This window comes from Marinobacter mangrovi (genome assembly GCF_016798325.1).
Classification (GTDB): domain Bacteria; phylum Pseudomonadota; class Gammaproteobacteria; order Pseudomonadales; family Oleiphilaceae; genus Marinobacter_A; species Marinobacter_A mangrovi.
The window spans coordinates 1-15,449 of sequence record NZ_JAERVO010000003.1; the positions used below are offsets into that span (position 1 = coordinate 1).

Genomic DNA, 15,449 nt, shown 5'->3' on the forward strand with positions numbered 1-15,449 from the left:
GCACCTATCACGCCACCAACACGCCGCCCTACGCGCTGCCGGAGCACAAGACCCGAACGACCCTGAAGACCCAGACCCACAAGGGCGAGGGCAGCAACGAACTGCGCTTCGAGGACGAGGCGGACAAGGAACAGATCTACGTCCACGCCCAGAAGGACCTGGACCTGCTGACCGAGAACGACCGCACCGAGGTGGTCCACCACGACAGCCACCTCACCGTCGACAACGACCGCTATGCCCACATCAAGGCCAACGACCACAGCACCATCGATGGGGAGAAGCGGGAGAAAATCGGAAAGGACATGAGCCTGACGGTGGGCGGTACCCACCATAGCAAACAGGGCAAAGCCCAGCTGGTGGAAGCGGGCACCGAGATCCACCATAAAGCGGGCATGAAAATCGTCGTCGAGGCCGGCGCCGAAATCACCCTCAAGGCCGGCGGTAGCTTCGTCAAAGTCGACCCCAGCGGCGTCACCGTCTCCGGGCCGATGATCAAGATGAATTCCGGCGGGGCGCCGGGGAGCGGAACCGCTGCAGCGGCAGCCACACCCACCGCCCCGCAAGTCCTGGACAAAAATGCCAATAGCTCCGTGAAGCCTGATGCGCTCGCTGATACGTCAACTCGCGCCATCGCTTCGGCGGACGCGACTCCCGAAGCTACGGCTACCACAGCAGCCCAGGCCACCTCATCCGCTACGGCCTCTTCTACAGCGCTGGCAGCAACCACCAACGGCGCATCCACGGCGGCAAGTGCGGCAAGTGCGGCAAGTGCGGCAAGTGCGGCAAGTGCGGCAAGTGCGGCAAGCAAAGTCACTCAGGAAGACGACAAGGAACAGAACGACGAAGGCTTTGTCCTGTTCTCAATGGTTAGGAAGGACTGATATTCATGCGGTTGCCGATAGTCAAGCAGGACGGCACAGAATTCGAAAACGCCGAGGAACTGAGCAAACTGATTCAGGATGCGGGTGACGACCTGTACCTTCTCACCACTCAGACCTGGCACGGCGGCATTCACATCAGTGAAGACAGCGCGCCCTGGGCGAAGGACACCTATCCGGTCCGTTGCATTGCCGATGGCGAAGTGGTCGCCTACCGCATGATGGAGGACTACCTCACCTCTGAATTCAAAGGTGAAACCCTAAATTACTCCAACAGCTTCTGTTTAGTCCGCCATCATTACGAGCAGGAAGACGACAAAGGCCAAAAGCAGGGGTTTACCTACTATTCCCTGTACATGCACCTTTGCCCCTGGAAGCAGTGGCCGTCCACCGAGCGTTATCGTCTGAACCAACGCAGAAACGTGCGCAATAGTGTGCCCCAAAACGGCCAGCAAGTCCCCGCAGCGACGCTGCCCGTGGGCGAAACCTTTGAGCCGGTCGCGGGAGAAGCCATTCAACAGGGGCAAATCAACGGCGTTGCCTACGATTTCATGCGTATTCGGATGCTTTCGGAGGGTGTGAGCAACAGTCAGGTTCTGGCGACCAAGGGCACGGACACCCTGTGGATTGCCAAAGATGAAACGGTCATGGAACAGATTTCGGTCAGCCGACCGAACTGGATTTACGATCAGGTCGAAGCCACAGTCAAAGAAAAAATGAACGGTCGCGCCGATCCTAAACCGAACAAGGTGCAAACCGGATTCAAACTGGCGGGCGATCCGGCTCACTCCATCAGCGCCGGCACAAAAATCCGCTTCGATGCCCATCGGGTCCAGTTCCAGGAAATCGGTGGCAAAGCCCGCAAGATGGCCCGCTGTGAACTCCCCGAATCAGGCCGAAGCCAGTGGGTTTGCGTCGAAGAACAGTACATCGATATCATTTCCGAAACGCCTACCCAACTGGATAAACTTTACGAACTTCCAAACCCGGTTCCGATCCGTGCGGGCGATACCATTGGCTATCTAGGTCTCTATGAAAGCCCCGCCAGTCTGGACGGTGGGAAAACCGGCAATGCCATGATTCATCTGGAAGTGTTCAGCCCGGAAGATGACGTCGAGGACGTCGTCAAATCAAAAAAATGGCAGGATGAGGGTTTTAGACTGGTTGATGGTAGCGATTGCGATGGTGTTCTTGATCCGGAAAAAGTGCCCGATTTTTTTCGGTCGCTTTGCTCATCCAGTGACAGTGCGCAACCGGAAGAGCTTGACGCGCAGACGGTGCGCGATACGCTAACGAGGCCCTCTAATGCAGACGAGCGCCACAGAGTGGTTGCTAAACATAATAGTGAATGGTGGGCCCCCAAGTCCGAAGCGATGATAAATAGATTTAGGGTGCTATATACATCACCAAAAAGTCATGCCTTGATAGATCACGAAGTCGAACGAGCGACCCAGCTAAGCTGGATGGATAAAATGACAACTCTAGAGTTACGCAGCCCACTCGTATGGCACATTTATCCTAGCTCAAAAAATCTTTATGAGATCAACAAAAAACATCCTACCCGAAAGTTTAAGGGAAAAATTGTTGATCTCAAATTCCTTGATATATACAGCGGAGAAACCATAACCGAAGCGGATTACAAAGATGCGGCAAATGATCTAAACTGCGAACCAGAGGCATTACAAGCAATAGCTCAAGCGGAAACCAAAAGCACGGGTAGCTTTTACACAACTACGGAAGGCTCTAAAATCCCATCAATATTATATGAGCGCCATTTCTTCAGCGAACTCACATCTGGTAGATTTGACCAAAGCTTCCCGCTTGTATCGAATCCAACACCAGGCGGATATGGCTTATTCAGCGATCAATATGACAAGCTTCTCACAGCTTATGATCTGGCACCTTCTGAGGCACTAAAGTCGGCGTCGTGGGGAAAATTTCAGATAATGGGAAGATATCATTCATCTGCTGGCTACCCCACAGTCGAAGATTTCGTCAAAGCAATGTCCAAGTCAGAAAAAAACCATCTCAAGGCACTGGTTAATTATATAAAATCAAAACCTTCTGTCCATAAAGCATTAAAAAACAAAAACTGGCTTGAATTTGCTCTAGGGTACAACGGGCCGAACCAAGACGATTACGACAAAGAAATGAAAGAAAATTATGAAAAACTCAAACAGATTTAGAAGTATAGCTCTTCTGTCAATAACATTTTTGTATGCAGCCATCTTACCGGCGGATACATTATTTTCTTGTCAGGGAAGAAACAGCACCTCTATTACACTGAGAAGCATTGACAACAAAGAGCTAATTTACACTTTTTCTAGAGAGAAGAATGTCGAACTGCAGTACAAAGGCAGCAATTTCAAGTTTTTTGAGCTATCCAGACCATCAATGAGTTACGTGCGAGTCTCATTCAAAACAGGCGATTACAAATACATACTATTTAGTGAATGGGACGGGAATCAATCCCCTGAAACAAAAAGCGGAGTAAGAGTAGCGAAGGGCAATCCAAATAACATTATTGCAAATATAGAATGCATAGATACTTCAATCGATAAACTGGCAACTCTAAAATCCGAATTGCCATGTGACGTTGACAATGAGATGTGCGAAAACTATAAATCGCAGCCCGTAAACTAGATAGCATGATCGCATGCCATGTTGATTCATCGATTAACCCATGCCTAATTTACCTCTTATATTTATAGCTTGCGGTCTCATATTCCTGACTTCAATGACTCGAGCACAAGAATACAGATGCGGCTGGCTGGACAACCCCTCACCAGGAAATTATTGGCTGATCGACCGCGATGCAGTGTGGGTTATCGCCGAGCAGGGTGGTAAGCGTGCAGAAAACTCGGAGTTCCTGACACCAACCGATGAATCAGAGTTTGTAAACATGAATCACGGATATGGATATTCGTGCGCCTGCATATCTGCTGAGACTGACGAAAACCACCATAGTGTGAATAGCATCATTTTCTATAAACAGCTTCCACTCATTAGATGCAATACGGACAGAGATCTTGAGCACAGAAACCTTGACTTTAATCAAGACACACGAAGCAAGTAATACTGATCCGATTTAAAATCGGCTGTAAAGTCATTATCATGCTGGAAATCCGGAAATTTTCGGCGCCATGCATAGACAAAAGTCAACATTGAAAGGCATTTTCATTTTATTTTTTGCTGCAACATCGTTAAATGGAGTGGCTGCAGAAGATAGAAGGTCTGGCTTTACTTGTAAAAATCAAAATCTGGATGATTTCTACTCGGAATACATCACTACAGATGCCACCCGATACGGCGGAGGATTGACATCAGACGCTGTTGCTAAAAGGCATATAGGAAAAACTGCGCTTATCGGCACCAACCAGTTCCATTTGAAAGATATCCTCATCACCAATCCGTCATACAAGATTTCCTGTTACTCATCAGCCAAAGAGCGTGATATAAGCGTCAATCACTGGAGCAATTTCTATGGATTCGGCTTGGACAGGAAATCAATAAAAGTCCTGCATGTATATGACCCTGACAAGGACACGAAAGAGCCTTATTTCAATCTAGAGGTGGTTAACGGTCAACTCTGGGAAATGTATGACGGATGGCTTTACAAAATGAGCAAGGCTGAGGCAAACAATGATTAGCCGAACACCCCACCAAACCCTTTAAGAAATCTCAGAATAATCAACAGCCGAAGATCAAAACCATGGAGATCGCCGAGCAGTATATTTAGCCGAGCACTTATTTTATTAATAACAGCAACAACACCGACCCTGCTCTATGGAGGCTAGTGGAAAATCGGCTTCGGAAACGGTATAGTTCAAAGAATCATTACCAATGACAATCATGACACGTTCATAATTAGTTGTGATGTTGGAGCCAGCCCAAACGGCAGCCTGACTTCAGCAATGCTTATCACCAGAGAAAGAGAACAATTCTCCCCCTCTAATTCGAAAGAATTTTCGATAACGACAAACGGTATTAACCACGAGATACCGAGCGACTTAAAGAGCGAGAGTGGTTCCAAAAAAATGGAACTTATTTCTAGATGAAATCACCAATATTTCAGAATTTGAAATCACACTAAACGGAGAAAAACGATTCAAATTTTTAACTAACAAAAAAATCGATAAAGATGTATTTAAAAATATAAAAAATTGCCGACTACCTTTCGAGGCAAACCGTTCTGACGACAACTGAAATTGCCACATGCAACCCAAGCGTAAAAAAAATGAAACAACACGCATTCCCCTTTGTGCTCATGGCTACCTTAAGCACCAACTTAGCGTCAGCCACGCTTTCTGAATACAGGTTCTATGGTACAGATTACCGTCTGAATTCAGGACGAGAGCACTTTGCGGCATATGTCTTAAAATCCGACCCGTGCATCACTGTTGACGTCATAAAAGGCAGCAAAAAGCGGTACTGCGAACTGGGGAGTTCAGGCATCAACCTTGAGCGAGATGCCCCCTCAGTTTATGCAACCAATATTACAGTGGACGTCAGTGGAGTCCGCTTTATTGCCGCAGCTCCCTGGAATGAGCAAGAATGCTCCATCGATGTATACAACGAAGAAATCACCTGTGCAGCGACTGGAAAGAACTAGTTTTGGAGGCTGTAGAACTCCCTCAAGCGTGCCGGAGAATTATCGCAACTGTTCTTTCGATACTCCTAGCATTCATCTCATTTACAGCACACGCAGACAACTGGGCCCTCGATTGCCACTCAGGGTTGGGCAGGGTCGAGTTTTCGGACCCGCATCACGCCACCCTGGTTGTATCCAGCAATCAAATTACTATTTCCTCAAATGTCATACTTGCGGACGGCACCTATAGTTTCTTTTACGCCGAACCCGAAGATCTCGGACGAGGTGGAATGATGCTGAAGTGGGATTCTTTCTCCAAAAAGAACCCCATAGCAACAGGTAAGCTGTTGGAGGATGGGGGAATGCTCTTCACATGGAATGGATTCTACGACTCGGTCGCAGAGAGCGATATTTGGGCAGACGATGCCGATTATGTCCTTCAAACCAATCAACACACGATGAATCTGGAACACTGCGGAGACTAGAGGCAATTCAACCCTTTTCGTGAGGTTCGATCGCCTCATTAATCTCGCAGAGCGCAAGCCGTACATAGCTCGTATTTATGCTCGCCTACCCCTCAGGACAAACCGCCCCCGTATCAATCCAGGCCTGAGTCAACTCCCCAAAGATCTTCTGCGTTCCGGGCACGGGTATCCGCCCTTCGCCTGGATGCCAACCCCAGCCGACCAGGCCGTCTGTGGCGTTGTGCTTTTGCAGTTCTTCCAGGGTCATGTGGCTGCGGTCCTGGTCTTTCAGCTGACGGCAGATTTCGCCCAGGCTCTTGCCTTCCCAGGCCATGGATTTGGGCGCCAGCCGCCAGCCGGGATGGCCGGGGATGGAGCCTTCTTCGGTGCTGAAGGCGACGTTGTCGTCGCCGTGGCAGGTGGAGCAGCGCATACCTGGGGCGCCCATGCCGCCGGCGCCGCGGACGATGGGCGGTTCGTGTTTGTGCAGGTCCATACCCTGCAGCGGGCTGTCACCGCGGGGGTGACAGGACACGCAACGGGGGTGGGTGAGCACTTTGCCCATTTCGTTGAACATCGCGACGGAGCGCTTGGACTCGTCGCGGATGTTGGCGAAGTCTTCCGGGGATTGGAGGGTCTGGGCCTTGGCGGCCTCGCTGTCCGCGGCGATGGCGGTGCCGATCTTCAGGCAGAGACCCAGCGACACCAGCGCGGCGCAGCCAATGGCAATCACGATACGTTTCACGGTGTTGTCTCCTTACGCGGTGATCGGAACCAGCGGCAGCCGGTGGACGGATTGACCGGTCAGGCGGCGCCAGGCATTGGCGATGGCCGGACCGGATGGCGGCGTCCCCGGTTCGCCCACGCCGGTAGGCGGTTCGGTGGACCGGATCACCTCGACTTCGATGTCGGGCATTTCATTGATACGTATCGAGCGGTAGCGGTCGAAGTTGGACTGCTCCACATAGCCGCCGTCGCTCAGGGAAATGGCATCATAGAGCACGGCGCCGATGCCGTACCCCATGCCCCCTTCCATCTGGGCCCGGATCACGTCCGGATTGACGGGCACGCCGCAGTCCACAGCACACCACATCCTGTGAACCCGCGGCTCACCGGCCGCGTTTTTGGACACTTCGGCGATCTGCGCCACATAGCTGCCGAAGCTCTTGTGCACCGCTACGCCCCGCTGGCGCCCTTCGGGCACGTCGCCGGCCTTCTTCACCATCTCGGCGACTTTTTTCAGGACGCCGCTGTGCCGGGGATGTTTATCGCCCAACAGAGCAAGCCGACCTTCCACCGGATCCGTACCGGCCCGCTCGAACAGCTCGTCCAGGAAGGTTTCATTGGCGTAGGCGTTGTGGGTGTGTTCAACCGAGCGCCACCACAGGGTGGGCACGCCGTTGTCCATCAGATGCTGGCCGACACGCAGGTTGGGGATGGCGTAGGGCAGTTCCTTGGAACCTTCCACAGCGCTGGCGTCGATGCCGTCCTTGATCATGAAATCCTCAAAGGGCGTTCCCTTCATGAAGGACTGTACGGCGATCTGCTGGTCCCAGGCGACGACGTTGCCATCCTTGTCCAGGCCTCCGCGCAGGCGATGTATCGCCAGCGGCCGATAGCGACCGCCCTGGATATCGTTTTCCCGGGTCCACATCAGTTTGACCGGCCGGTCCGTATCCAGCGCTTTGGTGACCTGTGCGGCTTCGACGGCAAAGTCCGCGCCCGGTTGAGCCCGGCGACCAAAGCTGCCACCGGCATACTGGGTGTACAGCAGGACCTTTTCTTTATCGACACCAAACACCCGGGCCAGGCCGCCCCGGTCGAGGGTCTGGATCTGGGTACCCATCCAGGCGGTGACCTGCCCCTCCTTGAACTGGATGACCGCATCGAGGGTTTCCATTGGGGCATGAGCGAGGAAAGGGAAGAAATATTCGGCTTCAATGACCGTATCCGCAGAGCCCAGCGCCTTTTCGACGTCGCCGTCGCTGCGGGCATCCAGGCCCGGTTTTTTGGCGGCCTGGCTGTACTCCCGTTCCATCTGCAGGGTGGAACGGGTCTCGGCGCCGCTGCTGTCCCACTGGACTTTCAGCGCTTTGCGCCCCTTGAGTGCCGCATGGGTGTTTTCCGCGTAGACGGCCACACCGGCGGGCACGGTTTTCACATCGATCACGCCTTTTACGGCACGGGCCGCACTGTCGTCGACGGAGGCCACCTTGGCACCAAACTGAGGCGGATGAAGGATGGTCGCCGTGATCAGGTCATCCGGGTACAGATCCAGGGTAAAGATCTGCTTGCCGTTACTTTTTTCCGGCGTATCCAGCTTGCCAACCTGGGTGCCGATCAGGCGGAACTGGTCCGGGGATTTCAGCTTGGGATCGCCGGGCACTTCCAACTTGGCGGCGTCGGCCACCAGATCGCCGAATGAGGCCTTGTGACTCCCGGAACCATCGCTCAGCGTGCCGCGCTCAATCGTGATCTCGCCGGGATCGACACCCCACCGGTTGGCTGCCGCCTGCACCAGCACGGCTCGGGCCGCCGCACCGGCCTTGCGCATGGGCTCGAAGGAGCTGGCCATGGCGGTGGAGCCGCCGGTGCCCTGCAAGCCAAACAGTTTGTTGGTGTACTTGGCGGTGTCTGCGGGCGCCAGTTCGGCGCGCATCTGCAGCCAGTCGGCATCCAGTTCTTCCGCGACCAGGGTCGACAGCCCCGTCACCGGGCCCTGGCCGAATTCGATGTGTTTGACGATGACGGTAACTGTGCTGTCCGGGTCAATCCGCACAAAGGCGTTAGGGGCAAACGCCCCGGCTGCGGGTTCCACGCCGTCTTCGGCCCACGCCCGGTTGGGCAGGTGAACGCCGATGACCAGGCTGGCCGCCGAAGCCGCGGCACCCTTAAGAAAGCCACGACGGGTCAGGCCGCCGGTTGCTGTTGTTTCAGGTTGACGCGTCATGGATCAGCCCTCCATTGAATCCGATGCCCGGTGAATGGCCTTGCGGATTCGCACGTACGTGGCGCAGCGGCAGATGTTACCGGCCATGGCCTGATCGATGTTCTCGTCCGTCGGCTTGGGAATCTCCCGCAGCAAGGCGGTGGCCGACATCACCTGCCCGGATTGGCAAAAGCCGCACTGGGGCACATCCAGGGCGACCCAGGCGTCCTGGATCGCGCGGGCTTCCTCACCGGACACCCCTTCAATGGTGGTGACCGTACCGCCGTCGACCTGGGAAATGGGGGTGATGCAGGAACGGCGGGTCAGGCCGTTCAGGTGCACCGTGCAGGCGCCGCATTGGGCAATGCCGCAGCCAAACTTGGTGCCTGTCAGCTTGAAATGGTCCCGCAGGACCCAGAGCAACGGGGTGTCCGGCTCCACGTCGGCCGACACTTCCTTGCCATTCAGCTCGAAACTGATCGCCATGATCTCTCTCCTCAATCCCGGTCGATCCAGACGTTACGATCCGTCGCACAGATCAGTTTGCCGTCGCCAGGGGAATCGTTATTGTCGTGCTACCGATGATCGGCGGGTTCTCGGAAATTGCTGCCGATCAGAACGCAGGGGTGGCTATAAAGCTAGCTTGCGTACCAGCGGGGTACAACTCTAATCCTTGGCAATTCCTGCTGCAGAAACGGGCAAGCTCCGGGGTTGCAGGCATTCCCGGCGCACGCCATTATGCAGGCGTTTATTCACTGTCTCCGCCCGGGCCATGTCCATCGCACCTGAAACCGCTCATCGCGTTGCCCTCCTGATGGGGGCCGCCACCGAAGCCATCCTCTGGGGGCCGGCCCGCGAGTGGGTGCAGGCCCGCCATGCCGGGAGCGAGCTGAAGTGCCGTGCCGGTAGCGGTCAGGCGACCTACCACAAGTTCGATCCGCACAGTCGTCGGCATACCATCACCTACGGCCGCCAGATGGTGGCCGCGAAGTTCGAGGGGATCACCAGTCAGGGCTGGCTGTCGACGCGGGAAATCCAGGGCCGGGACTACTTTGAAGGTGAGGTGTCCACCTGCAACCTGCTGGCGCACACCTGTTGCCACGAGTTCGCTCACCTGCTGCAGAACGTCAGTGGCGAACGTCATCATGGCTCAGTGCACAACGCGGCGTTTTACCGGATTCTCGATGAAATGCACGCCAGTGGCGGCGCCGAGGCCGTGCGGGCGTTTTTGATGGAGAAGAGTCAACAGCAGGGCATTGAGCTGCCCCGGTCGATCATGACGCTGGACGACGTGCGCGACCAACTCTCGCGATTTGCCGTCGGCGATACCGTCCAGTTTGGCCAGGCGCCCCGCCAGCGCGAAGGTCGGATTATTCGGGTGAACCGGCGAACCTGCACGGTGCAGGGCACCGGGCGCTGGCGCGGGGCGCGCTACCGGGTTCCGGTTTCCATGATGCGCCACAGCCGCTGACAGCCGGTTACTCCGCTTCCGCCGCGATCTGCGTGGTTTCGATCAGCTTGCGCAGCTCCGGTATACAGGACCCGCAGTTGGTACCGCACTTCAACTGTCGCCCCAGGGCCTCTGGGGAATCCGAGCCATCCCCAATGGCCGCCTCGATCTGCTTCTGCCCGATCTGGAAACAGCTGCAGATCACCGGCCCGATGTCCGGCAGATCCGCATCGCGCCCGGCCAGGATCGCCCGCCGATCGGCAGCCGTCAGGTCATTCCGTTCAAAACAGGTCGCCAGCCACGCCAGATCCGGGAACGGGCTGTCCGCCGGTTCGGCAATCAACACCGCCAGCAGCTGCCCCTGATGGAAACGCGCGGCGCGATAGCGACCCGCACCGGCATCGTGCATTTCCACCTGCGGCTGACCGCCCAGCCAGCGGGACGCCCAGTCGGGCCAGTCGGCGTTGTCCTCGCCGGCCAGCCACCAGCTCTCACAGCCGTCCAGCGGCACCCGCGACCAGTGATCCGCCCGCCACACGCCAGTGTGTCCGGGCCGACACAACAGACGGGCCTGCCAGCGCACCGGCGCCGCGCTCAGTTGTGCCACGCCGTGCTTGGACTCCGGCTGGCCGGATACCGGATCCACCACAGCCGCCATCAGGTCCGAGGCCAGGGCCTGGCCGGCGTATAGCCGGTTCCAATGGATGGGAACGAACACCTCACCGGGGCGCTGCTCCGCCACCGCCTGCAGGCGACCGACAAACGCGCCCCGGGGCCCCTCCAAACGACCCAGTTGACCCGCCTTGAGGCCAAGTCGTTCCAGATCCTCCGGGTGCACATCGATGAACGGCTCCGCCCGGTGCTGCCAAAGCCGCGCCGCGCGCCCGGTCCGGGTCATGGTGTGCCACTGATCGCGGATGCGACCGCTATTAACCACCATCGGGAAGTCGCGATCCGGCTGTTGCACAGGCTGATCCGGGGTAATGGCAACGAATTGAGCACGACCGCTTGGGGTGGCGAAGCAGCCATCGTCGAAGAGCCGGGATCGGCCTTGCGGATACCGTTGATTGACGGGCCACTGGATCGGCGCCAGCGCATCATAGCTCTCGGAATCCACATGCTTGAAGCCAGCCAGGTCGAACGGGCGTCCGTCGTTCTCAAACGCCGACAGCGCGGCATGCTCGCGAAACACATCGACCGGCGCGGTGTAGCTGAAGGCATCGCCGTAGCCCAGCTCGCGGGCCACTTCACTGATGATCCACCAGTCCGGCCGGGCCTCGCCTGTGGGCGGCAGGAAGGCCCGCTGGCGGGAAATACGCCGTTCGGAATTGGTCACGGTGCCGTCCTTTTCGCCCCAGCCCATCGCCGGCAGCAGGATGTCGGCGTAGGCCGTGGTGTCCGTCTCGGCGACGCAGTCCGAGACGACGACGGTGGGACAACGGGCCAGCGCTTCCCGCACCCGGGCGTTGTCCGGCAGACTGACCGCCGGGTTGGTGGCCATGATCCACAGGACCTTGATCTCACCGCGATGCACTGCGTCGAACAGGTCCACGGCCTTGTATCCGGGACCATCGGCCAGGCCGGGCGAGCGCCAGAAGCGCTGCACCCGATCGCGATCCGCGTCGCTCTGGTAGTCCATGTGGGCCGCCAGCGTGTTGGCCAGGCCACCGACTTCGCGCCCGCCCATGGCGTTGGGCTGGCCGGTAATGGAGAAGGGCGAAGCGCCGGGCTTGCCGACCCGGCCGGTAGCCAGATGGCAGTTGATGATGGCGTTGCCCTTGTCGGTGCCGGAACTGGACTGATTCACACCCTGGGAGAACAGGGTGACGGTGCGGGGTGAGTCCGCAAACCAGTTAAAGAAACGGGCCACATCGTCGACCGGCAAGTCGCAGGCATCGGCAACCGCCTCGACATCCGGCGCCGAGTGACGGGCGGCGGCAAGGGCATCATCGAATCCGTCACAGTGGGCGGCGATGTAGTCCTGATCGAGCGCATCCCTGTCGGCCAGCCAGGTGAGCAGGCCATTGAACAGGGCGGCATCGCTGCCCGGACGCAGGCTCAGGTGCAGATCGGCCAGGTCGCTGGTGGCCGTCTGTCGCGGATCGACGACCACCACCCGGCGACCGTCGCGGGCCGCGGCCTGCATCCGCTGGAACAGGATGGGGTGGTTCCAGGCGGCATTACTGCCCACCAGCACCAGCAGATCGGCCATGTCCAGATCGTCATAACAGCCGGGTACCACATCGGCCCCGAACGCCCGCTTGTGGGCGGCCACGGCGGAGGACATACAAAGACGGGAGTTGGTGTCGACGTGGGGCGTGCCGATAAACCCTTTCGCCAGCTTGTTGGCGGCGTAGTAATCCTCGGTCAGCAGCTGCCCGGACAGGTAGAACCCCACCGAACCGGGACCGTGCTGCGCCACCGCCTCGCGAATGGCCCCCGCCACCGACTGCACGGCGTGCGACCAGTCCGTGCGCCGACCGCGAACCCGGGGGTGTAACAGACGCCCGTTGTCACCCAGGGTTTCGTGGAGACTCGATCCCTTCACGCACAGCCGCCCATAGTTGGCCGGGTGGGTCGTGTCGCCCTGTACCGGCTCGCCGGCCGTCACCGCGACACCGCAGCCCACGCCACAATAGGGACAGGTCGTGCAGGTTGCTTGCGCCTTGTCGTTCACGGGCGTTTCTCACTCCCGGTCAAAAATCCAAAAAAAAAGCCCGGGAGACCACACCACAGCGTTTCCACTGTCGCATCGTCTCCCGGGCGTCATTGCCAGGCTCAATCGTCGCCAGACGTCAATATAGAGAGGAAGTGGCGGACCCCAGAGGATCGTTTGCACTTCACCCGAGGGTCAGAAGCAATATAAGGGCCAGCCCAAAAAGCCGGAGAATGCGGCTTTCAGGCCCCCGATCACACCCAAAACAGTGCAAAGCACCTGATTTTGAACCACCGCTGGGCGACTGAGACGCCCCTTCGAACCACCGAATGACTTTCTCAACTATCAATTTATCTCGACAATTCAATCTTTTAAAAAATACAGGCAAGCAGTGGTCAGGTTTTTGCTTCGGCGATAGTCAGATTAACGAGGACCATGCCATGACTGCATTCGAACCACTCCGCATCCTGCTGATCGACAACGACGCCGACCGCTCGATGGTCGTCCGAAAAGCCCTTGAGGCGGAAGGTCACGAGGTGATCAGCCATCGCCCGAACGCGATTGGATTGACGGCGGCCGTGGCCCGGGATGAACCCGACATGGTCATCATCGACATGGACCTGCCGGACCGGGATACGCTGGAAAACATGAGCACGCTCAATGCCCACGCGCCCCGCCCGATCGTGTTCTTCGCGCAGGAACAGAGCGACCGCAACACCATCCAGGCGGCGGTTCGCGCCGGCGTCAGCGCCTATGTCGTCGACGGCGTCCAGCCACAGCACGTGCGCGGCATCATCGACACCGCCGTCGCCCGTTTCGAAGCGTTCCAATCCCTGCGTGACGAACTGGAACAAACGCGCACCCAGCTGGAGGAGCGCAAGCTGATCGACCGGGCCAAAGGCCTGATCATGAAGCGCGAGAACTGCGACGAAGCGGAAGCCTACCGGGTCCTGCAGAAGGCGGCGATGGACCACAGTCAGCGCATCGGGCAGATCGCCCAGCGTGTGATCGAGATGTTCGGCAAGGATTCCGACAAGTTACAGCGCGCGTCCTGATCAAGGAAGGATCCCATGGCATCCGATCCCATCCCGTTGCGCCGGCGAAAAGGCTTCACGTTGAGACTGGGCTTCGTACCGCTGCTCGACAGCGCCCCGCTGATCATCGCCCATGAGCTGGGCCTGTTCTTCCGCGAGGGGCTCGACGTCGAATTAGTGCGGGAAGGCTCCTGGGCGTCCCTGCGGGATAAGGTGTCGTTCGGGCTGCTCGATGGTGCCCACATGCTCGCCCCCATGCCGCTGGCCATGTCCCTGGCTACCGACCGGCCGCGCACACCGATCACCACCGGCATGGTGCTGAGTCGGAACGGCAATGGCATTACCGTATCCACGTCCCTCTATCCGAAACTGATGGCCGCTGGCGCCGATCCCAATGATCCGCTGGCGTCAGCCCGGGCCCTGGTGGACGTCGCCCGCCGTCGGGGTTCGCCGATCCAGTTGGCGTCGGTGGCGCCCTGGTCCAGCCATGACCTGCAGTTGCGCGACTGGGTCGCCACTGCCGGTCCCGATGCCCGTCACCATATCCAGATTGTGCCGGTGTCCCCGATCCAGATGCTGGACGCCTTCCGCGCCGGCCATATCGAAGGCTGTTGTGTGGGCGAACCCTGGAACAGCCTGCTGGAATGGCAGGACCTGGGCGTCATCCTCCACGCTGGTCACCAGATCTGGCAAAACGCCCCCGAAAAAGTCCTGGGCATGCGCCAGGACTGGGCCGAACAGCATCCGGAGATTCACCGCAGGCTGATTCGCGTGCTGTTGAGCGCCTGCCAGTGGCTGGACGATCCCGACCATCACGCGGCCTTGCGGGACATCCTGTCCGATGAGTGTTACCTGGGAAACCAGGTCCAGGCATTGGACGGCCATCCGTTTTCACTGTTCCATCCGCGCCTGCACCAGCACTTCTTCCGGGACAGCGCCAATTTCCCGTGGCTGTCCCAGGCCCACTGGCTGGCCACGCGCCTGGCCCGCTGGGGACAGCTGGGCGAAGCCTCGGCGGCCGACATTCGCGGCATCGTCAAACCGGCCATCTTCCGGGAAGCCGCCAGTTCCGCCGGCATCGATGCCCCCACCATGGACGCCAAGACCGAGGGCCACCACCGCCTGAGTCATATGGTTGAAGGTCGCGAGGGACCGGTGAACATCGCCGGCGACGGCCTGATCGGCGAGCAGGTGCACCACTGGCCGGGCTGACGGCCCGAGATCGATGGCACCGTCTCGGTATCTACGCTCATACACAAGTCTCTTCTCAGGGCTTGGATGCCTTTGTGTCACCCATGTTGCCGGTTTGCACAAGCCGACTCCCTCTCCCCTCGCGGGAGAGGGCCGGGGAGAGGGGGAGGCGCCATGGGCGCCCGTTTGTTCCATCGGAAGCCCTGCGAGGCTGTCGCCTCGTCCCCCTCTCTCCAAACCTCTCTCCCTCGAGGGG

13 protein-coding genes are annotated in these 15,449 nt (G+C 58.0%); 9 read left to right on the top strand and 4 right to left on the bottom strand.

The annotated features are described in order from the left end of the window. The 6 genes from JL474_RS09625 to JL474_RS09650 form a co-directional block, all read left to right on the top strand. On the top strand, positions 1 to 881 hold an 881-nt coding region (locus JL474_RS09625; protein ID WP_407944054.1), incomplete at its 5' end, for a bacteriophage T4 gp5 trimerisation domain-containing protein. A gap of 5 nt (positions 882 to 886) precedes the next feature. Next, positions 887 to 3,064: an N-acetylmuramidase family protein gene (locus JL474_RS09630; RefSeq protein ID WP_203141920.1), complete on the top strand. Its 2,178-nt coding sequence runs from the start codon at positions 887 to 889 to the stop codon at positions 3,062 to 3,064. Between the two features lie 551 nt (positions 3,065 to 3,615). After that, a complete protein-coding gene (locus tag JL474_RS21780) occupies positions 3,616 to 3,954 on the top strand; it encodes a DUF4087 domain-containing protein (RefSeq protein ID WP_203141921.1) in 339 nt (112 codons plus the stop codon). A gap of 67 nt (positions 3,955 to 4,021) precedes the next feature. Beyond that, a complete protein-coding gene (locus tag JL474_RS09640; RefSeq protein ID WP_203141922.1) occupies positions 4,022 to 4,528 on the top strand; it encodes a hypothetical protein in 507 nt (168 codons plus the stop codon). A gap of 587 nt (positions 4,529 to 5,115) precedes the next feature. Further along, complete coding sequence (locus JL474_RS09645) at positions 5,116 to 5,490, top strand: hypothetical protein (RefSeq protein WP_203141923.1); 375 nt, start codon at positions 5,116 to 5,118, stop codon at positions 5,488 to 5,490. A gap of 2 nt (positions 5,491 to 5,492) precedes the next feature. After that, positions 5,493 to 5,954, top strand: coding sequence for a hypothetical protein (locus JL474_RS09650; protein ID WP_203141924.1), 462 nt, complete (start codon positions 5,493 to 5,495; stop codon positions 5,952 to 5,954). An 85-nt stretch (positions 5,955 to 6,039) separates the two neighbouring features. Here the strand turns inward: JL474_RS09650 and JL474_RS09655 are convergent, their stop codons facing one another. The 3 genes from JL474_RS09655 to JL474_RS09665 are packed head-to-tail and all read right to left on the bottom strand — an operon-like array spanning position 6,040 to position 9,348. Further along, positions 6,040 to 6,678, bottom strand: a complete 639-nt coding sequence (locus tag JL474_RS09655; RefSeq protein ID WP_203141925.1) for an Isoquinoline 1-oxidoreductase subunit — start codon at positions 6,676 to 6,678, stop codon at positions 6,040 to 6,042. 12 nt (positions 6,679 to 6,690) lie between these two features. Continuing rightward, a complete protein-coding gene (locus tag JL474_RS09660; protein ID WP_203141926.1) occupies positions 6,691 to 8,883 on the bottom strand; it encodes a xanthine dehydrogenase family protein molybdopterin-binding subunit in 2,193 nt (730 codons plus the stop codon). A 3-nt stretch (positions 8,884 to 8,886) separates the two neighbouring features. Then, complete coding sequence (locus JL474_RS09665) at positions 8,887 to 9,348, bottom strand: (2Fe-2S)-binding protein (RefSeq protein ID WP_123636737.1); 462 nt, start codon at positions 9,346 to 9,348, stop codon at positions 8,887 to 8,889. 286 nt (positions 9,349 to 9,634) lie between these two features. Here JL474_RS09665 and JL474_RS09670 point away from each other — a divergent pair, with 286 nt between their 5' ends. Continuing rightward, positions 9,635 to 10,333: a hypothetical protein gene (locus JL474_RS09670; RefSeq protein WP_236012179.1), complete on the top strand. Its 699-nt coding sequence runs from the start codon at positions 9,635 to 9,637 to the stop codon at positions 10,331 to 10,333. Between the two features lie 7 nt (positions 10,334 to 10,340). On the opposite strand, the gene JL474_RS09675 is transcribed toward JL474_RS09670, so the two are convergent. Continuing rightward, positions 10,341 to 12,989, bottom strand: a complete 2,649-nt coding sequence (locus JL474_RS09675; RefSeq protein WP_203141927.1) for a nitrate reductase — start codon at positions 12,987 to 12,989, stop codon at positions 10,341 to 10,343. Positions 12,990 to 13,408: 419 nt separating this feature from the next. On the opposite strand from JL474_RS09675, the gene JL474_RS09680 reads away from it, so the two are divergent. Next, a complete protein-coding gene (locus JL474_RS09680; RefSeq protein WP_123636735.1) occupies positions 13,409 to 14,023 on the top strand; it encodes an ANTAR domain-containing response regulator in 615 nt (204 codons plus the stop codon). Positions 14,024 to 14,038: 15 nt separating this feature from the next. Continuing rightward, positions 14,039 to 15,214 carry a CmpA/NrtA family ABC transporter substrate-binding protein gene (locus JL474_RS09685; protein WP_203141928.1) on the top strand — a complete coding sequence of 392 codons (1,176 nt, stop codon included), beginning with the start codon at positions 14,039 to 14,041 and terminating at the stop codon, positions 15,212 to 15,214. Positions 15,215 to 15,449 lie beyond the last annotated feature (235 nt).